This window comes from Saprospiraceae bacterium (assembly GCA_016715965.1).
In the GTDB taxonomy this organism is placed as follows: Bacteria; Bacteroidota; Bacteroidia; order Chitinophagales; family Saprospiraceae; genus Vicinibacter.
In genome coordinates, this window is record JADJXG010000001.1 from 956,081 (window position 1) to 975,891 (window position 19,811).

Below are 19,811 nucleotides of genomic sequence, written 5' to 3' on the forward strand. Positions count from 1 at the left end.
TGCGGCCAGATGTTATACCGTATCTTTAAAATAATAGTTGGGGCTGCCTTTCGATTCTATTTTAGAAAAATAACCATCATTGGTCGAGAAAATATTCCTGACAAAGGCCCCTTATTAATGTTGTGCAATCACCCAAGTTCATTTATGGAAGCCATGTTGCTGGCTTGCTTTCAACATAGAACCCTGCATTTTTTAGTGAGAGGAGATATGTTTGAAAAAAAATGGCTCAAGCCCATTTTGACACTGACAAACCAGATTCCGATCTTTCGAAGAAGAGATGGTTTTGAAAAATTGCGAAACAACCGAAGTACATTTGAATACTGTTTTGACATTCTGTCACAAAACAAGGCGGTACTTATTTTTCCGGAGGCCAACACATCGATGGTGAGGTATTTGCGCCCTTTACAAAAAGGAGCTGCAAGATTGGCAATAGGCACATTGACCGAAAGAGAAGTTCGCGAATTAACGGTGATCCCATGTGGTGTTAATTTTAGAAATATTCTAAAAAGCGGAGATGACGCACTGGTGATCTTTGGCAAAGGTATATCGATCCGCAATTTTTTGAACAACCATCCCGCAAATAGCGAACAACTTGAAAAATTAACACAATTGTTTACAGATGAAATGGATCAGGTGGTATTGAGTATACCGGAAGGTCTCTCCGTGGAATTGTACGATCAATTATGCGATATTGTATGGCCCAAAAATTTAAATAAATTAATAGGTCAGGAACTAAAAACATGGCATGATTCTACCATTCAAGCCATGCAAAAACAGGAAAACAATTTAATAAAATTAGTCACAGAATACACGGATCAAAATAGAAAAATAAGGGAATTGGAATTTTACCATAAAAATTCTTTTTTGATCAGACTGGGCCATCAGTTGGGTCTGTTTTTAGCTTTTATTTTTGGAATACCGGGATTTGTATTGTTTTGCATTCCTTTGGCGCTGGGAAGATGGTTTGGTGTCAAAAAAATAAAAAGCAAAGAATTTATTCCACCGGTGAGACTTGCTGTAACAATTCTGTTGGTTCTGATCGAGCTTATCCTGCTCTTTTTCATCGGATACGCCTTCTTACCGGCTCACACCGTATTATTGATTCTAATGTGCAGTCTTATTTCTCTTTACCTAATGGTGTACTTTATCCAACACTTCCCCGATAAAAAAGCATCATTGTCTCCTGGATTAAAAAAAATAAAAAAAGAACATCAGTTGCTCAGGATGCAGATTGTTGAACTCGTGCGCTACAATTAAAGCAGATCCTTAAGGCTTTGATACCACTCCTTCCAATCGGGACGTTTTTTTAAAACTGTCTCGTTGTACTCCTGCAAGACAATACTTTCATCCTGATCAACTTGTTGCATTGTATGAATTAGGACCGGTGCAATCTGGTTTGCGGTCAGTTTGTTTTGATTAAAATAATGAGACTGGATTCTTGCATGATGCAATATAGAGATGGCTTCTGCAGGACTCAGGTGCGATTTGCTGGATCTGATCTTCTGTTTACCATCCAACGTTTTTCCTTGTCTCAATTCTCTGAACAGGATCACAAGTTGTTCCAATTGTTTTTTCTGGACTTCGGGCAGATCAATGTTCAACATTTTTTGCATATCAAGCACACGATAATTCACAATGCTGATTTCATCTTCTATTGAAGCTGGCAGTGGCATGACCACTATGTTAAATCTGCGCTTTAGTGCCGCTGACATTTCATAAATTCCCCGATCCTGATCGTTGGCGGTGGCAATAAGATTAAATCCCTGTCTGGCATGCACCTGCAGATTTATTTCAGGTATGGGTAATATTTTTTCAGAAAGAATAGTCATCAATGCATCCTGGATCTCAGTTGGAATTCTGGTCAACTCCTCGATGCGCGCTATTTTTCCAAGAGTCATTGCCCTCATCACTGGAGAAGGGACCAAAGCTTCTTCTGAAGGACCTTTTGCAATCAGTGAGGCATAATTCCAGCCATAGCGCAACTGATCTTCGTTCATGCCTGTTGTCCCCTGCACCAACAAACTTGAATCACCCGAAATGGCTGCTGTCAAGTGTTCTGCGACCCATGTTTTTGCGGTACCCGGAATTCCGATAAGCAATAAAGCACGGTCTGACAATAAAGTAGCAATGGCCAATTCTATGGTTTGTTTTGATCCAAAATACTTGGTACTGATCTGCGTGCCATCTGCCAGTTTTCCGCCCAATAAATAAGTAAGTACAGAAAATGGAGACATTCGCCAGCTTTTTGGTTTCTGGTGTTTCTCATTCCGAATCAAAGCGTCCAGTTCGTGGGCAAACTGATTTTCTGCAAAAGGTCTTACAATCTCAAGGTCCATGATTATTTTTGATGATTTGCAATAGGATAAACCAGCTGCATACTCCAAGCCTCTGCCTTCTTGTCAAACAAAGATTTGGTTTTGGCCCATGTTTCTCTAAAAAAATCAGAATCGCGGTATGCATTCAAATCCTCCTCTGATTGCCAAATGCTGTAAGTCAAAAATTGATTGGTATGAATTGGATCCCTCATTAAAGATACGCTCATGCACCCATTGAATTTTTCAATTACAGCCTCACTTTGATTAAACAATTCCACAAATTCTTCTGCTCCGCGATCTGTAAAATACATTCTGACAAACCTGTGAATCATTCGAATACAATTTGTAAAATATCTTCTCGCTTTAAATCCAAAGTATTGGCTGCATGTCCGCCGCACAAGGCGAGAATCATATATCCGGCGTGGTTGAAATAGCTGTAAAAGCTTCCGTTTTCTGCATTGGTTTCTCCCAGGTAAAAATCTGAAACTTTTTGCTGACTGGAGGTCTGAAAGGAAAATTTTTTCTGCATCGCAACTTCTTCAAATGGCTTTTGACGTATGTTCAAAATCAAATTGCCGTAATGATCCACTGAGGCAACTCTGGCCTGAATCCGGTCCTTTTGGTACACAGGGGAAACATTGAATCTGATGATTGGGTTTTCACATTCATCATACATCAATTCACCATCCTGACTTTCTATAATTACTTTGATGGCAGATGCTATCCGGTCCCTGAATTCATAAGAATCATCACTGATCCGATATATTTTTTCTGGCTGATCCAAACCCACCAATAAACCAAGTAGCCCATTGTCCGGTACTATAAAATAATGATTTTGAAATTGGGCCAACAAGATCCCCCGATCAAAACCCGCATTAAAAACCCAAACTACGTGGATGGAACCAGCAGGAAAGAATAAGAATGCATTGGTGCAAACAAATGCGGCTTCAACCAGATCGAAGGGACTTATTTGATGACTGATGTCAACAAGTTCAATGGAGTGATTATTGCTTAGGATCCTCGCCTTCAAAGCAGATGCCCGGTAATCATTGGTCCCGAAATCTGAACAAATACTGACAACAGTTGGCTTTGTGTGGATTGTCATTGGATTTACGATTAATTGATACAGGATTTGTTAAATAGTCAGCGACATCCTGTAAATTTGTCTTCCATTAAACTAAAATATCGTTCATTTGGTTTGTATTTTAATCACTTAATATTTTAAAAGGAAAAAATTTGACCCAAAGCGAAATTATTCTCAACATTGAGAACATCGATCCCCTTGATTTACTTGGTGAAAACAATTCAAAGCTCAATATCCTGAGAAAGGCTTACCCGGATATACTCATAAGCTCAAGGGGAAGCCAGCTGAAGATTTCTGGCAGGAAAAAAGACACCCAGGAAGTCAAGGATAAAGTGGAAACCATGGTCCGCCTGATTAGAGATCATAAAGAATTGACCGCCCAAACCATTGAAGACCTCATCCAGGGTACAAATCCATACCAGCAGCAAAGCACCTATCAGGACAACCGCCATATTCTTCTGCACGGTCGTGAAGGAAAAACCATCTATGCGAAAACAAAAAATCAGCTTCTGATGGTACAGGCGGTGGAGGAAAATGACGTGGTTTTTGCCATTGGACCTGCAGGCACAGGAAAAACCTATACTGCTGTCGCATTAGCTGTTAGGGCACTAAAAAATAAGTTTGTTAAAAAAATTATCCTCACCCGGCCGGCGGTGGAAGCGGGCGAAAATCTAGGTTTTTTACCCGGCGATCTAAAAGAGAAAATCGATCCTTATCTAAGGCCTCTGTACGATGCACTGGATGATATGATTCCGGCCGAAAAACTCGAACAATATATTCAAAACAGGGTGATTGAGATTGCACCGCTTGCCTTTATGAGAGGACGAACCCTGGACAATGCTTTTATCATTCTGGATGAAGCACAGAATTCTTCAACCCTTCAAATGAAGATGTTTTTGACAAGACTCGGCCCGACTGCCAAATGCATCATCACCGGAGACCTTTCTCAGATAGACCTGCACTACCGACAAATCTCAGGCTTAAAACAGGCGGCCAATATTCTGGGGAAAATCAGGGGAATTACCACCGTCCATCTGAGTGTGGATGATGTAGTGAGACACCGACTGGTCAAAGATATCCTCAGAGCTTACGACGAGCTGAATCAAAGAAAAGAATTGTCTAAATCTGAAAAACAAGAAGAGGAATGAAAACTTCCACCGTTTATTATCAAGGAGACATTCGGACGCAATGCACGCATCTGAGAAGTGGACAAATCATCCAAACCGATGGCCCCATTGACAATTATGGCAAGGGTGAGGCTTTCTCACCGACAGATCTGGTGTCCACGGCACTTGGTGCCTGTATGCTTTCCATTATGGGTATTGCCGCAAAAACCCACGAAATTGACATGGATGGGACCAAAGCCGAAGTTCTCAAAATTATGGCGGAAAATCCAAGAAGGATTGCGAGAATTGAAATTGATATTTATATGCCGGCTCAGCACTATACGGACAAACAAAAAGCAATATTGACCCACGCCGCAGAGAGCTGCCCGGTAGGAAGGAGCCTTCACCCGGCTGTCGAACAAGCTTTAGTCATTCATTGGTAATTCCACTTCCAGCTTTTTCAATTCGAAAGAAAACCTCGGTGAATCATTAATGCTTTCCGATCCGGATCCTTTCCGCGAAATTTCCGATATGCTTCTGATTCGTCGATGGTTCCACCAACACTAAATACATAATCATACAGCCTCTTGCCCACTTCCTTATCATAAGGACCCTTTGCTTCTGCAAACGCTTGATATGCATCCGCACTGATCACATCTGACCACAAATAGCTATAATATCCAGCGGAATATCCATCGTCTGAAAATATATGTCCAAAATGCGGAGTCCTGTGTCTCATGACAATTTCTTTTGGCATTCCCAGTTCGGCAAGTGTTGTTTTCTCAAATGCATCCGCATCGATGTCTTGCTCACCTGCCAAATGTAATTTCATATCGATCAATGCACTTGCCAGATACTCAACAGTGGCAAAACCTTGATTAAACTTGGACGCTTTTTGTATTTTCTCCAAAAGATTTGCTGGCATTGGCTCTCCGGTTTGGTAATGCAAAGCGTATTTTTGAAGAATCTCTGGTGTGGAAAGCCAACGCTCCAAAATTTGTGAAGGAAACTCAACGTAATCCGTTGCTACATTTGTCCCGGATAAAGATGCATAGTTGACATTGGAACACAATCCGTGCAGGGCGTGGCCAAATTCATGAAAGAGTGTTTCTGCATCTTCCCAGGATATTAATACCGGCTCATTTTCTTTTCCCTTGATAAAATTGCTGTTGTTGGACACGATGGTTTTGATATCACCATTGAATTTTTCCTGCTCCCTGTAAGCTGTCATCCAAGCACCCGAACGCTTTCCTTTGCGCGCGTAAGGATCAAAATACCATAATCCAACCAGATCATTGCTTTCTGTATTACTGACCTTATAAACCGTAACATCAGGATGAAATACTGGCACATCTTCAATATTATCAAACTTTAAATGAAACAATTCGCCGGCCATAAAGAACATACCTTCTCTCAGTTTATCCAATTGGAGATATTGTTTCACTTCATTTTGATCCAGATCATATTTTGCCTTTCGTACCTTTTCAGCATAATACCGATAATCCCATGCCTCTATTTGTATATTGTCTTTATTTTGGTCGGCTATTTTCTGCATATCCGCCACTTCTTCCTTCACCCTTTGTACGGCATAAGGCCAGACGGATTCCAACAAAGACAAAGCTTTTTCTGGAGTTTGGGCCATTTTGTCGGCGAGTCTGAGATGAGCGTGGGTCTGATATCCCATTATCTTTGCCCTCTGTGCTCTCAACTTTAATATTTGTGGAATAATCGCATTGTTGTCGTTTTGATCTCCATTGTCACCGCGGTTGATAAACATCCTCCATACTTTTTCCCGCAAACTTCTGTTGTGTGCAAAACTTAAAAATGGTTCTACTGCAGAACGCGTATTGGATATCAACCATACTCCTTTTTTGCCTTTGGCTTCTGCTGCTTTTGCAGCTGCAGCTTTCATATTATCGGGCAAACCATCCAGGTCTTTTTCATCTGTTATTTCAACAAATTTCTCCGTTTCATCGGCCAAAAGATTTTGAGAAAATCTGGTGAATAGTCCTGCCAATTTTTGATTGATTTCCGCCACCTTCTTTTTTGATTCTTCATCCAGTTTTGCTCCGGCCAAACTAAAATTGTTGTAATACCTCCACAACAATCTCTTCTGCTCAGCATTGAGACTGGATTGATCTGCCTGATAGACTGCTTCAATCCTATCAAACAAGGCTTTGTTTTGGATCACAGAATCGTTAAAACCAGCAAACCGTGGTTCTAAAATTTGTTGAATGGAATCCAATTCATCGGATGCCATGTTGCTGGTCCAAACATAAAAAACAGCCTGTAATCTCTTAAATGCAGAACCTGTTTTTTCAAGCGCTTCAATCGTATTTGCAAAACTGGGTTTTTCTGATTGATGGGCAATGGAGTCTATTTCCAAAGCCTTTTCCTGCAAAGCAACTTCAGCTGCAGGTATAAATTCCTGAATATCTATCTGATCAAAAGCTGGAACTCCTCCATAAGGTCCTTCCCATTCTTTTAAAACCTTGTACTCCAATTTCATTTTATTATTTTTTTTGTCACACAGGACATCCCAATCGCTAAAAAAAACCACAATCCAAACAACATTCCTTATGTTAGCAATCGACTTTGCTTAGGTGAATAATAGCCATTTCAAAATCCTTATTGGGTATGTCTTACACCAATTGTCTATTTCGAAACAAAGGTAATGATTCCCTTCAGATTTATTTGGCAAGACCCATACTAAATGACCTAAAGCCAAATCAAGATGTTGAATAATACCAACTGCTTTAAAAAAATTGTCCTCACCATGGTATTGCTCTTTGTCTTAGTTTTGCCCAAGAATCCATTCTATATGAAATCTGAACAGGAATCAATCTCAATTTCAGCCGCAGATCATAAAAATTTTCTGAATAAATCGGAATTATCAACCAAAGAAGAATGCAATCATCTGGCGAGGATTCTCCGTTTTCATGAGCATCAATATTATGTATTGGACAACCCCCTGATATCCGATTACGAATACGACCAACTCTATAAACTCTTGGAGCGTACTGAAAGCGATCATCCTGATTGGATCAGTCCTGATTCACCCACCCAAAGGGTATCTTCCGATCTAAGATCAAGTTTTAATTCCGTTGCCCATCTAAGTCCAATGCTCTCATTGGACAATACTTATAATTTGGAAGATTTGATCGAATTTGACAAGAGGATCAAAAAACTTTGCAATGTTCCTGAAACGGAAAACCTGGAATATCTTGTTGAACCAAAATTTGACGGAGGCAGTTTGGCGGTTGTTTATGAAAATAATCAATTGGTCAGAGCTGCTACGCGCGGAGATGGTGTGAAAGGTGAAGAAATGACTGCCAACGCCAGAACCATTAAATCCCTTCCGCTGACGGCAGAATTTTCAAAATGGGGAATATCAAAAGCAGAATTGCGGGGAGAAGCACTGATCCGAAAAGATCATTTTGTAAAATTGAATCTGGACAGAGAACAAGATGGCCTGCCATTGTTGGCCAATCCCAGAAATGCTGCCACAGGAGTTTTGCGAGTCAAAGACCCTGCTGAAACGGCAGCGCGCAAACTGGACCTTTTCATCTTTCAACTTGCTTTCGCTGAAGACGAGCAGGGAGTCAACAAACTTCCTGAATACCAAACACAGGATAGGTTGATCAAACTGGTTTCCGAATTGGGTTTTAAGGTAGCAACTGTTGAGAAAAAATTGTGTAATGGTATTCAAGATGTCTTTCAATTTATTGGGCAGTGGTCAGAAAAAAGAGACCATTACGATTATGAACTGGATGGCATGGTGATCAAATTAAATGAACTTACTCTTCAGGAGAAATGTGGATACACCTCACACCATCCGAGATGGGCAGTGGCCTATAAGTTTCAGGCAAAACAAGCCACTTCTATTCTGAGAAATGTAGAATTTCAGATTGGAAAAATCGGGTCCATCACCCCCGTAGCTAAAATTGATCCGATCCCATTGGCAGGCGTCACAGTGTCAAGTATTTCTCTGCACAATGAAGATTTTATCCGCTCCAGGGATATTCACATTGGAGATACGGTCTTGGTGGAAAGAGCAGGCGATGTCATCCCTTATATTGTAAAAGTTTTCCCGGAAAACAGACCTGCGGATGCTTATCCGGTTGTATTTCCAACAAACTGCCCCAGCTGTGCAACGTATTTGATCAGAGAGCTGGATGAAGCAGCATGGAGATGCCCCAATATTCATTGTCCCGCACAAATCGTACAAAAATTAATCCACCATGTTTCAAAAGATGCGATGGATATTGATGGGCTCGGTGCTTCCTTGGTAGAGCGTTTTTATGAATTAGGACTCATCAGCAACATGGCCGATATCTATAGATTGGATTACGATCATTTGGCAACTCTGGAGGGTATGGGCATCAAATCTGCTGACAAATTGCGCCTTTCCATTGAAAAGGCAAAAAAGAATCCTCTCCACAGAGTTTTGCATGGACTCTGCATACATCATCTCGGTAAAAAAATCAGCAAACTCATAGCAGAACATTTGAGCTATTTACCGGATTTGAAAGAATGGACCATCGATCAGTTTAAAACTATAAAGGATGTGGGACCTGTAGTGGGCGAAAACATCATTCAATATTTCCAGGATGCTGAAAATTACAAAATCATTCTGGAGATGGAAGCGCATGGGGTCAATATGCATCAAACAGAAGAAGATCGACCCAGACAGATTGCGTCCGATGCTCCTTTATCAGGGAAAACCATTCTTTTTACAGGCAGCCTAAGCATGGATCGCAAAAAAGCGCAGGATCTGGCAGAAAAAGCAGGTGCCAAAAATATATCTGCTGTCAGCGGCAATCTCAATATCCTGGTGGTTGGTGCTGATGCAGGTTCCAAACTGGACAAAGCAAAAAAGTTGGGAACCGTCGAAATCTGGACGGAAGAACAATTTCTGGAAAATATCCAATAAAACCAAATCCGTCTTTTGGGCGTTATATCCTGTCTTTAAGACAGTCTTTCCAAAAAATTAAGTCACAGATATGCAGTATTCATCCGATGTAGAAGCCATAGACGCCATTGCCAGATCGTACAAGGACCTCAGCTCTGAAGTGGGAAAGGTCATCGTTGGCCAGCATGACGTCATTCAGGCTTCCATCATTTCTCTTTTTTCCAATGGTCACAGTTTGTTGGTGGGTGTACCCGGATTGGCCAAAACCCTTTTGATCAATACCTTGGCTCAAGTCCTGGATTTGAGTTTTAAGAGAATACAGTTTACACCAGACCTGATGCCTTCTGACATTACCGGCTCAGAAATATTGGACGAAGACAGACATTTTAGATTTAATCGTGGACCCTTGTTTGCCAACATCGTTTTAGCAGATGAGATCAACAGAACCCCTCCAAAAACACAGGCTGCCCTCCTTGAAGCCATGCAGGAGCGCATTGTGACGGTAAGCGGCACGAGACATGTCTTGCCCAGTCCGTTTTTTGTGCTTGCCACTCAAAATCCCATTGAGCAGGAAGGCACCTATCCGCTTCCGGAAGCCCAATTGGACCGTTTTATGTTTAACATTCCTTTGGATTATCCGACGTATCAGGAAGAACTTCAGGTGGTCAGACAGACCACCACTTTACAGACCACCGAGTTAAAACCCATTCTGACAGCCGAACAGATCCTATCCTTTCAAAAAGTCATTCGAAAGATTCCGGTTGCTGAAAACGTATTGGAATACGCCGTCAGTTTAGTGGCTCGTTCCAGGCCAAAAACAGACAAAGCCACCAAAGAAGTCAACGATTACGTCAGCTGGGGTGCCGGACCTAGGGCTTCGCAAAACCTGATCCTGGGTGCCAAGTGTCATGCAGCCTTAAGAGCAAAATATAGTCCTGATATAGAAGATGTTAAAGCCATTGCAGGACTTGTTTTAAGACATCGGATTGTGGTCAATTACAAGGCCGAAGCCGACGGAATGAGTGTGGACCAGCTCATCAACAGTATTTTATAAAAAATATTTACTCCAATCAATAGGATTTTATATCTTTGCGATCCATTTTTTTGACCAGGTTTATGAAAAAAGATATCCACCCATCCAACTACCGCTACGTTGTTTTCAAGGATTTTTCCTGCAACGAAGCCTTCCTGACCAAATCCTGCACGGCCACCAAGGAGACCATCCAATGGGAAGATGGCAACGAATATCCTTTGGTCCGACTGGAGATTTCCAGCAAATCGCATCCATTCTTCACCGGTAAGATGAAGTTTGTGGATACTGCGGGAAGAATTGACAAATTCAATAAAAAATTCGGCAAGTTTTCCAAAAACTCCTAATTTGAGCGGCTTTCATCAAAGCCCTCGACATGCATTTATTCCTTTTTGATCATCCGGATAAAAGTAAACAGCTTTGGCCCCTCACACAATGCCGGCCCATTGCTGATTTGAGAATTGGTATTCTGAAAATCGCTGAGAAATGGGAAAAATTGCTTTCCATTCCGGTTTCGCACGACTGCCCTACTTTGCTTTCTCCAGTTTTTCCAAAATTAAAGATTGAATCGCCCGATCATTGGATCGTCGATGGTTCGATCCTTCCAGATGCAGCCCTCTCAACATTTTTAATGGGAATTCCCACAGAAAGTCTGGTAGTAGATACCAATGGCGCATGGATTGGATTACACTTGCAGAATACCTATCCGGATCGAAGCTTATTGGAAAATTTGGACCACCAAAACCTGCAGGATATACAAAAAGTCAGATATCCTCTCCCCGTCCAAAGAATTGAAAATCTTTGGGAGCTCTTTCAAAAAAATGGCGAAGAAATCGAAAAGGATTTTAAACTTTTGACTGCAAATCGAAGGAGCCAAATGCCGAGCTCCAGTAATACAATTTTGGGAGATCAGATTTTTCTGGAAGAAGGTGCAAAGGTAGAAGCCTGCATTTTAAATAGCCTGACAGGTCCGATCTACATCGGTAGAGAGACAGAGGTCATGGAAGGCAGCATGATCAGAGGTCCCTTTGGATTATGTGATTACAGTACGGTCAAACTCGGTGCTAAAATCTACGGTCACACGACGGTCGGACCATATTGCAAGGTGGGGGGTGAGATCCAAAACGTGATCTTCCAATCTAATTCCAATAAAGCCCACGACGGATATCTGGGTAACTCTTTGATCGGCGAATGGTGCAATATCGGCGCCGACAGCAATTCTTCTAATTTAAAAAATACGTATCAGGAGGTCAAACTTTGGAGTTACAGAAGCTCCCGCTTTGAAAAAACGAATACCATTTTTTGCGGATTGATCATGGGCGATCACGCCAAATGCGGAATCAACACCATGTTTAACACAGGTACCGTCGTTGGTTTTGGAGCCAATGTTTTTGGTGCAGGATATCCCAGACAGTTTGTGCCCGATTTTGCATGGGGTGGAGCCACCGGATTTAGTACTTTTGGATTCGATGCATTCATTCAAACTGCCCAAACCGTTATGTCCCGAAGAAATATGATTTTAACAAATGAACAAAAAAATCTCTATCAACAAATATTTGAAGAAACAGCTGTTTATAGGGTTTGGGAGAATAAGAAGAATGTAATTAGTAAATTAGAAAATTAGAGAATTTGAAAACCGTAGCGAAGCGAAGGTGGCGCTTCGGCGCCATTTGAAAATTGCAGTGACGCCTAAGCAAAACTTGTGACGCCAAAGGCGTCATAAACTCCGCGAAGATAACGCTGCAAGCGTTATAAATTCTGCCTGCCCCCAAGGAACTTGGTGAGCCAAAGGCGTTATTGAGGAATTCAAAATTTAGAAATAGCAGTTATAAAAATAACATTGTAGGGTTTGTAAACTGGAATGTCAAATCAATCTCATTTATTTATAATGTAATGAATTATATCATAAATAAATCCATCATAAATCTATCAAAATACAAAAGTTTATATAAATACTATCAGGGTATACCCTGATTTTATTTTCTAAGGGTTTTCCCTGATTTTATAGTTTTTTTACCCCTTTTGGCAACTTTTTCTGTTCAAACAGTGTCTATTCTTCAAAGGACATTTTCCATTCTAATTAGCTACCTTGGAATATTTCGCTACTTCGCGAAATCCAATGAACAAATCAAAGCTGATTTAATCAGGAGCATGGTTATTTCGATTTTGAGCCTGACTTGCAGCTTGACAAAGCAGTTGTAATATTTATTTGTTCATTTTTTAAAACTTCGTTTTATAGAAAATTTATTTTTTTCTCCCAAATTTTGTGCTAAAGTTAATTTGAATTCATTTAGTTGGAATCCAATTAAAAATTTCATTAATCTTAAAATTCCTTTGGAGTATGGTTCAAGACTGTCAAAAACTTTCTTGAGCTTTACTCTTCTCTTGCTAACACTGTTATCGGTTCAGCCAGCATTGTTTTCCCAAACCTGTTGTCATTCCATTTATTTTCATTCAGGTGTTGCAAGTAATGATTTACTCCGTGTCGGTTGCGATAAGTTGCATAGAAAATATGGGATTGTTCACAACGGATCTTGTTTAGGCTCTCCGCTGCATATTGCCGTTGGTGCAACTTATGATATTATGTACGATTTGGACTTTTTTAGAGCAACTTACGTGAGCGTGATTGATGCAAGTGAAATTACTGTAACTCCCAATTATTTTAACGATCCACCATCGCAAGGTTCCTTTAACTATATATTGGATCCTCTTCCAATCTATTATCCGGGAAACAGTGATTATGTATTGACCTATTTTGAATACCAGTTTGATCTGAATTTTGGTAACCCTACAGCAGGATCAGGTAACCCTCCTTCATCCTACATTGCTTTGGGACTTGGTATTCGCTGTAATGTGAATGACAGTTTTAATGGAGTAGACTTGTATAGTGCCGGGGGCGCTTCAGGTGTAAGAGTTAATGGAAATTGGTCTGATTTAAAAAACGACCCTGACATTTCCATATTCTTAAATGTTACTCCGGGTATCCACATTACTGAAGAATTAATCATAGATGATATTCAGGAAATCATTGGTGGATTCCAAGATGTGTCCTATATAACAGGTGATCCTGGTTATAAAATCACAACACTTACAGATGTGGATTTTATCCATTGTGCCATTACTGGTTGTACCGAAATGTGGCGTGGATTCGATGTGAAGGAAGGAAGCCAACTTGGTTTTATAGATAGTGAAGTTAAAGATGCTGAAATTGCAGTTAAGCTAAATCCTGCTTCCAAAGTCACAGCAAGTAATTCATCTTTTATAAACAATGCTTATGGTGTTTGGGATGAACAAGGTACTTTTGTGGAATTGGGTACAGTGACATTTACATCTGAAGCAGAAAATTGGTTGCCAGCTTTTACCGGACAAACCCATCAGCCTATAAATGGTATTGGACTTGCCGGTGTAGTTTCTTCAGGTGGTTTCATATTGGCAACCGAGGGAACTTATTCTAATTTATACAATGGGATTGTGGCTAATAACTCCACGGTGGACATCAATCAAACTCATTTCAATTCTATGCACCATCTTGCTCCTTTTATGCAAGGAAATGGGATTCTTTTAATTAATCCAACTGGTTCAAAATCTGCTCTAATTTCCAACAGATCGTCCTTTGAAAATTGTCTGACCGGGATTAGGATTGCAGGCCAAAGGACCAAAGTCTTAAATTCAGCTTTTGCAGATGTAGCATACGGAATCAGTGCTTTAAATACTTCCGCCAGTCTAACAATGGATTATGATACGATCCAATCCACTATATATGGAATACAGCTCAATAATTGCCCCGGGGCATTGAAAACCATTCAAAACAGCATTTTTACCAACAGCGGCAACTCCACAATAGATGATGGTTGTATCTACATTCAGAATCCTGCATCGTTTTCTCTTATAAGAAACAACCAGATGACTGTACAAGGAGGAATATTTGGATTCAGAACCACTCCCGGAGCCCCATCCTCCTTATACAACAATACCAGTACATTGGCCAATACTACTCGCTCCCATGGATTTGGTTTTCATCTGTCGGGAAATAGATCCAACCTTAGCTGTAATACAGCAGCTGGACCTTCCTCCACCAATAAAGATCTATATGGGTACCAGGTTGTGATGGCCAATGCCAACTTTAACTGCAATCTTTCAGATGGAGGCCGTAGGGGATTCAATGTGTCAGGAAGCAATGCCATGTCTGCTTTTAGAGGAAATGAAATCGGTGGAATCTATGGCTTGCGGGTTGAATCCAACGGCAGGCTAGGTCTCAGTACTACACTGATGCACCAGGGCAACTGCTGGCCAGGGTCTTCTATAAAAGATGCGCTAAATGATAATAGTGATCCATCAATTGTTGAATTTTCTCAGTTTACAGTGGACGAGCAGGAAATGGCCTGCTTTCTACCCGATTGGGAAGCACAGGGAGATTGGTTTGATAATATACCAGATCAAAATACTTCTTATGCTTGTGAATCATTATGTCCCAATGGTGGAGCAGGTGCCGGATTTGGTCCGGATATTTGTGATTATGCAGAGGAATTGATTCCATTGACCAATAATTCTGTAAGTTATACCGCCTATCAAAATGAGATGCGTTGGTTGGATAGGTACCAGGTCTATAAACTACTTACGGAAGCAGATTGCTCAGGATTGAGTCAGACCTTACGGAATTTTATCAGCGCCATGGCCTCTTCTGAAATCGGCAAGTTGGCAGAGATCGACATCAGATTAAATGCATTGGCAGCATCTTCAGAAGATGCCGACCAAATCCAAATTGATTCATTGCACCAGAACCATGATAGCTTAATCTTCCAAATCAAAGATTTATTGGAGGAGACCTGGTTTAAATGGGATACAAGTATTGTGGTGGAATTATTGGATGAAATGGCCATCATCCAGGCAGAAATTGATTCATTGGTTGAAGTCAAGAACGAGTGGTATATTGGACAACTTGAAGAAATACTGGTTGACAATTCTGAAATAAGTACCAATAGTACAATAGCGGCACAGCTCAAGTGGGTCAATGGTTTAATGATTACCACCATGCTCAGTGATACGCTGCTCCATTTGGACAGCGAAGATGAAAATGATTTATTGGACATTGCTTTTTTATGCCCTGAAGAAGGCGGTTACTCCACCCTGAAGGCACGTGGATTGCTTCACACCTTGGGTTATACAGAAGTTTTTGACGACAGGCATTGTTATGACAGTACCATTCAGGCTTTAAAAACTCCAATCATGCCGTTAGGATTGACTTTAACACCCAATCCAACTTCATCTTTTATATTTATTGAAGCATCCGGTCAACCCATCTATTCTATTCAATTTATTAGTACAATGGGTCAACTGATCTTTGAACAAAAAGGAGGAGGCGCAAATTATGTCTCTTCTCAAACAGATCAATTAACCCTTGGCACCTACATGGTAGTATGTACACTAATTGACGGAACGGTGCTTAGATCAAAACTAATCGTAAATCGATGAAAGAAATTAAGTTTTATTTTCCAAAGGAGAGGCTTGTCAAGCCTCTCCTTCTTTCAACAGGACTCTGGATATCAGCTGTCTTGGCAACTGCACAAATTCCAAAACACGATTACATTTGGCTCATGTCTGATTATACCCAGAATATTATGGTGATGGATTTTAATAAAACTTTTGATTCTGGTCATTTGAGAATTGACTCTGTAAAAAAAGAATTAAGATTTAGATATACGAATTCAATGATTTCTGATTTTTTCGGAAGATTAGCTGTATATACCAATGGTTGTTTTATTAACAATCAGAAGTATGATATTATGGAAAATGGAGACCAAATAAATCCAGGTCAAATTTATCGTGAAAATTGTACTCATCCTGATTACAACAGGTATCCTGTCGGAGAACAAGGTGCGGTATTTATTCCTGACCCGGGGGATTCGATGAGATATTATCTACTTCATGCCTCAATTGCCATTCAGGATTTTCCAATTTTAAAGACTTGGGTTGATGCTATTAGTTATTCGATTGTTGATTTAAAATATAATAATGGTTTAGGTAAAGTTATTTTAAAAAACAATTCTATTATCAATGACAGTTCGATTTGTGCTGAAATGGCAGTTGTAAAACATATTAATAATAAAGATTTTTGGGTTTTATCAAAAGTTGCTTATGAAAATGCTTATTATAGAATGTTACTTAATTCAAATGGTATTTCAGTTATAGGTAAACAAAATAATCTCGGAGACACTTCTTCTATAAAAGACTTTCCTCTTGGCGTTTGTATTTTTTCCCCTAATGGTGAAAAATTTATCAGATATTCTGTCTATTTAGACAATATTAGTTTATTTGATTTCGATCGCAGCACAGGTTTACTAAGCAATTATCGAAGTATTCCAGTCATTGACAGCTTGATGCTTGATGGAGGCGCCTGCTTTTCACCTACAGGCAGATTTTTATATGTTGGAACTTATTGGGATCTGTATCAATACGACCTGGAAGCCAATGACATCAAGGCCAGTGAGGTCCATATTGCTCACTGGGATGGATTCCGCTATCAAAATATTTTTAGTCACATGATAGGCAGAATGCAATTAGGTCCTGACTGTAAGATTTATGTCAACTGCCGCAACAGTATGAAATATCTCCATGTCATTAATAAACCAGATGAAAAAGGATTGGCCTGTGATTTTCATCAAAATCAGTTAGAGTTACCCCAGACACATAGCGGTACAATTCCCTACTTTCCCAACTACCGCCTCGGTGTAGCACCTGTTTGTGACCCCAATCTGGCAGTGTCTGTTTATGAAATCCCGACCCATCGGTATTTGTCAGTTTACCCAAATCCTGCATCAGATGAAGTTAGCTTGGATGCTGGAGATCAGATTATCAAATCTGTACAAATATTAGATCTCTTAGGTCATATGGCATATCATCAAAAAATCAATCCCACTCCATCTATAAAATTAGAGTTGGGAACTTTCAATCCTGGTACATACATAGTAGTCTGCACACTGGTGGACGGTACATTGCTTAGATCAAAACTAATCGTAAATCGATGAAAGAAATTAAGTTTTATTTTCCAAAGGAGAGGCTTATAAAGTCTCTCCTTTTATTTATTAATTTTTATATTCTTACAAATTCAATTTTTTGTCAAAATTTAGTTCCAAAATTTGACTACAATTGGGTGCTGGATTCATATGGTACTCCTTGCCTAATAATCCAATTTGGAAATAGCGCAATTGTTTATGATAGTCTCAATATGGACTTTGGTTATACTAATGCATGCATCAGTGATATTGATGGAAAATTAAAATCGTATTCAAATGGATGTCAAATTAACAATTCAGCTTTCGAGCATATGGAGAATGGCCAGCAAATAAACCCTGGTCAAGTTCATAGAGAAAATTGTCCAGCAGGTAGATATCCGGTCGGAGAACAAGGTGCGGTGTTTATTCCTGACCCAGGGGATTCAATGAGGTACTATCTTCTTCACGCAAGCGGAGTCATTCAGGATTTTCCAGAATTAAAATTCTGGATAGATGCAATCAGATATTCAATCATTGATCTAAGGTACAACAATGGACTGGGAAAAGTTATCAGTAAAAATGTACCAATTATTAAAGATAGTACTACATTGGCGGCCATGGCTGTCGTCAAACATTCGGATAATTCAAGCTATTGGATTATCGTGAAAAAATTTGTATCAAATGTCTATGATAGATTTTTAATTGACCGAATTGGTATCAATTATATAGGTTCTCAAACCATTGGTGATACTACTCATTCAGATTTTGGCTTAGGAGGTCAAACAATGTTTTCACCAAATGATGGAAAAAAAATGATGATCTATTCGCCATATTTGGATGGAATATTTCTTTTTGATTTCGATCGTAATTCAGGACTGTTAAGTAATTATAAAAGAATACATGTGGTAGACAGTATGTTACTAGATGGAGGTGCATGTTTTTCTCCTTCAGGGAGATTTCTGTATGTAGGCACCTATTGGGATCTTTACCAATACGACCTGGAGGCTAATGACATCAATGCTAGCGAGGTCCACATCGCTCATTGGAATGGATTCCGCTACCAAAATATTTTTAGTCACATGATTGGCAGAATGCAATTAGGTCCTGACTGCAAGATTTACATCAACTGCCGCAACAGTATGAAATTTCTTCATGTCATCAATAAACCAGATGAAAAAGGATTGGCCTGTGATTTTCGGCAAAATCAGCTTGAACTCCCTCAAACTCATGGTGGATTTCTTCCATCATTTCCCAATTACCGCCTCGGTGTCGCACCTGTTTGTGACCCCAATCTGGCAGTGTCTGTTTATGAAATCCCGACCCATCGGTATTTGTCAGTTTACCCCAATCCTGCATCAGATGAAGTTAGCTTGGATGCTGGAGATCAGAATATCAAATCCGTGCAAATAATAGATCTCTTGGGTCAATTGGTCTATCATCAAAAAATCAATGCCACTCCATCCTTAAATATTAAGTTGAGAAATTTCAATCCTGGTACATACATCGCTATTTGTACTCTGCAAAATGGAAGTATTCTCAGATCAAAACTTATAGTCAAGAAATGATGGTCATTTTTATTTTGAATTCAATGGAGATGCTTTATAAGCCTCTCCATTTCTTTATTATAGCATATTTTGGTTTAACTAACTTTTTTGCCCAATAACAGATCTTAGTGGTTAATCTTCCTGTATCATTTAAAGACACAAAGGTTTCATCATCTTCGTGATACCAAATTTTGTGACCAAGTATCTCGCAAAATCCTAAAAGTCTTAGTCTTAGTTTGCGTCTTAGTCTCCCCAACTCATCCACCAACTTCCCACCAACTACCCGCCAACTTAGTTGGGGGCAATCTGGTGGGGGCGAGCTGTTGGGGACAAAACTTAAAACTTAAAACTCAAAACTATTAACTACCCCACCAACTCAGATTCCAATGATATTTCCGTATTCAATGATTTTGAAATTGGGCAATTGACTTTAGCATTCTGAGCGCATTCTTCAAATTTTTCTTGTGAAATTCCCGGAACCTTCGCTTTTAAAATCAAATGCGATTGGACGATCTTACCATCCGCAAATTTGATTTGACATTCCGTTTCTAAAAGTTCAGGGACAAATCCAGCCTCTCCCAAAATAAAACTCAATTTCATGCTGAAGCATCCGGCGTGTGCTGCTGCGATCAGTTCCTCAGGGTTGGTACCAATGCCTGATTCAAATCTGGAACTGAAAGAATATTGGGTGTGGTTGAGCACTGTACTTTGTGTAGTTAAATTGCCATGTCCTTCTTTTCCGGATCCCTCCCATTGGGCTTTTGCTGTTCTGATCATCTGTATTTATTTTTATTTGTTTAGAATGGACAAACATTCCCCACAGATGGA

Annotated in this window: 15 protein-coding genes; 10 read left to right on the top strand and 5 right to left on the bottom strand. The window is 39.9% G+C overall.

Annotated elements, in window-relative coordinates; genetic code table 11:
- The first annotated feature begins 9 nt into the window (after positions 1-9).
- A complete protein-coding gene (locus IPM48_03385; protein MBK9270617.1) occupies positions 10-1,257 on the top strand; it encodes a 1-acyl-sn-glycerol-3-phosphate acyltransferase in 1,248 nt (415 codons plus the stop codon).
- Here IPM48_03385 and IPM48_03390 read toward each other — a convergent pair.
- From IPM48_03390 to IPM48_03400, 3 genes are read right to left on the bottom strand one after another with little or no spacing between them, the layout of a single operon-like run.
- Positions 1,254-2,336: an AAA family ATPase gene (locus IPM48_03390; protein MBK9270618.1), complete on the bottom strand. Its 1,083-nt coding sequence runs from the start codon at positions 2,334-2,336 to the stop codon at positions 1,254-1,256. The genes IPM48_03385 and IPM48_03390 overlap by 4 nt on opposite strands.
- Before the next feature lie 2 nt (positions 2,337-2,338).
- Positions 2,339-2,647, bottom strand: a complete 309-nt coding sequence (locus IPM48_03395) for an antibiotic biosynthesis monooxygenase (protein MBK9270619.1) — start codon at positions 2,645-2,647, stop codon at positions 2,339-2,341.
- On the bottom strand, positions 2,644-3,420 hold the full coding sequence (locus IPM48_03400; protein ID MBK9270620.1) for an SAM-dependent chlorinase/fluorinase: 777 nt from the start codon (positions 3,418-3,420) through the stop codon (positions 2,644-2,646). The genes IPM48_03395 and IPM48_03400 overlap by 4 nt, the downstream gene beginning before the upstream one ends.
- Before the next feature lie 131 nt (positions 3,421-3,551).
- On the opposite strand from IPM48_03400, the gene IPM48_03405 reads away from it, so the two are divergent.
- The gene (locus IPM48_03405; protein MBK9270621.1) at positions 3,552-4,547 is read left to right on the top strand and encodes a PhoH family protein; all 996 of its coding nucleotides are present in this window, start codon (positions 3,552-3,554) and stop codon (positions 4,545-4,547) included.
- Positions 4,544-4,948, top strand: coding sequence for an OsmC family protein (locus IPM48_03410; GenBank protein MBK9270622.1), 405 nt, complete (start codon positions 4,544-4,546; stop codon positions 4,946-4,948). The genes IPM48_03405 and IPM48_03410 overlap by 4 nt, the downstream gene beginning before the upstream one ends.
- 17 nt (positions 4,949-4,965) lie before the next feature.
- On the opposite strand, the gene IPM48_03415 is transcribed toward IPM48_03410, so the two are convergent.
- Positions 4,966-7,014, bottom strand: coding sequence for a M3 family metallopeptidase (locus IPM48_03415; GenBank protein MBK9270623.1), 2,049 nt, complete (start codon positions 7,012-7,014; stop codon positions 4,966-4,968).
- A gap of 312 nt (positions 7,015-7,326) precedes the next feature.
- On the opposite strand from IPM48_03415, the gene ligA reads away from it, so the two are divergent.
- The 7 genes from ligA to IPM48_03450 all read left to right on the top strand — a co-directional run bounded on the left by ligA (position 7,327) and on the right by IPM48_03450 (position 19,004).
- Positions 7,327-9,438 carry an NAD-dependent DNA ligase LigA gene (ligA, locus tag IPM48_03420; GenBank protein MBK9270624.1) on the top strand — a complete coding sequence of 704 codons (2,112 nt, stop codon included), beginning with the start codon at positions 7,327-7,329 and terminating at the stop codon, positions 9,436-9,438.
- 70 nt (positions 9,439-9,508) lie between these two features.
- A complete protein-coding gene (locus IPM48_03425; protein ID MBK9270625.1) occupies positions 9,509-10,471 on the top strand; it encodes a MoxR family ATPase in 963 nt (320 codons plus the stop codon).
- Positions 10,472-10,533: 62 nt separating this feature from the next.
- Positions 10,534-10,794 carry a type B 50S ribosomal protein L31 gene (locus tag IPM48_03430; GenBank protein MBK9270626.1) on the top strand — a complete coding sequence of 87 codons (261 nt, stop codon included), beginning with the start codon at positions 10,534-10,536 and terminating at the stop codon, positions 10,792-10,794.
- Between the two features lie 29 nt (positions 10,795-10,823).
- Positions 10,824-12,071: a glucose-1-phosphate thymidylyltransferase gene (locus tag IPM48_03435; GenBank protein MBK9270627.1), complete on the top strand. Its 1,248-nt coding sequence runs from the start codon at positions 10,824-10,826 to the stop codon at positions 12,069-12,071.
- A gap of 743 nt (positions 12,072-12,814) precedes the next feature.
- Positions 12,815-15,919, top strand: coding sequence for a T9SS type A sorting domain-containing protein (locus IPM48_03440; GenBank protein MBK9270628.1), 3,105 nt, complete (start codon positions 12,815-12,817; stop codon positions 15,917-15,919).
- Positions 15,916-17,472: a T9SS type A sorting domain-containing protein gene (locus IPM48_03445; protein MBK9270629.1), complete on the top strand. Its 1,557-nt coding sequence runs from the start codon at positions 15,916-15,918 to the stop codon at positions 17,470-17,472. The genes IPM48_03440 and IPM48_03445 overlap by 4 nt, the downstream gene beginning before the upstream one ends.
- 200 nt (positions 17,473-17,672) lie before the next feature.
- Complete coding sequence (locus IPM48_03450) at positions 17,673-19,004, top strand: T9SS type A sorting domain-containing protein (protein MBK9270630.1); 1,332 nt, start codon at positions 17,673-17,675, stop codon at positions 19,002-19,004.
- A 342-nt stretch (positions 19,005-19,346) separates the two neighbouring features.
- Here the strand turns inward: IPM48_03450 and IPM48_03455 are convergent, their stop codons facing one another.
- Positions 19,347-19,760, bottom strand: coding sequence for an OsmC family protein (locus tag IPM48_03455; protein ID MBK9270631.1), 414 nt, complete (start codon positions 19,758-19,760; stop codon positions 19,347-19,349).
- Positions 19,761-19,811: the final 51 nt, after the last annotated feature.

Excerpts from the sequence above, each read along its gene's own strand:
- IPM48_03385 (MBK9270617.1), top strand. The coding sequence starts at position 10 with ATGTTATACCGTATCTTTAAAATAATAGTTGGGGCTGCCTTTCGATTC.
- IPM48_03390 (MBK9270618.1), bottom strand. The coding sequence starts at position 2,336 with ATGGACCTTGAGATTGTAAGACCTTTTGCAGAAAATCAGTTTGCCCAC.
- IPM48_03395 (MBK9270619.1), bottom strand. The coding sequence starts at position 2,647 with ATGATTCACAGGTTTGTCAGAATGTATTTTACAGATCGCGGAGCAGAA.
- IPM48_03400 (MBK9270620.1), bottom strand. The coding sequence starts at position 3,420 with ATGACAATCCACACAAAGCCAACTGTTGTCAGTATTTGTTCAGATTTC.
- IPM48_03410 (MBK9270622.1), top strand. The coding sequence starts at position 4,544 with ATGAAAACTTCCACCGTTTATTATCAAGGAGACATTCGGACGCAATGC.
- IPM48_03415 (MBK9270623.1), bottom strand. The coding sequence starts at position 7,014 with ATGAAATTGGAGTACAAGGTTTTAAAAGAATGGGAAGGACCTTATGGA.
- ligA (MBK9270624.1), top strand. The coding sequence starts at position 7,327 with ATGAAATCTGAACAGGAATCAATCTCAATTTCAGCCGCAGATCATAAA.
- IPM48_03425 (MBK9270625.1), top strand. The coding sequence starts at position 9,509 with ATGCAGTATTCATCCGATGTAGAAGCCATAGACGCCATTGCCAGATCG.
- IPM48_03430 (MBK9270626.1), top strand. The coding sequence starts at position 10,534 with ATGAAAAAAGATATCCACCCATCCAACTACCGCTACGTTGTTTTCAAG.
- IPM48_03435 (MBK9270627.1), top strand. The coding sequence starts at position 10,824 with ATGCATTTATTCCTTTTTGATCATCCGGATAAAAGTAAACAGCTTTGG.
- IPM48_03445 (MBK9270629.1), top strand. The coding sequence starts at position 15,916 with ATGAAAGAAATTAAGTTTTATTTTCCAAAGGAGAGGCTTGTCAAGCCT.
- IPM48_03450 (MBK9270630.1), top strand. The coding sequence starts at position 17,673 with ATGGACTTTGGTTATACTAATGCATGCATCAGTGATATTGATGGAAAA.
- IPM48_03455 (MBK9270631.1), bottom strand. The coding sequence starts at position 19,760 with ATGATCAGAACAGCAAAAGCCCAATGGGAGGGATCCGGAAAAGAAGGA.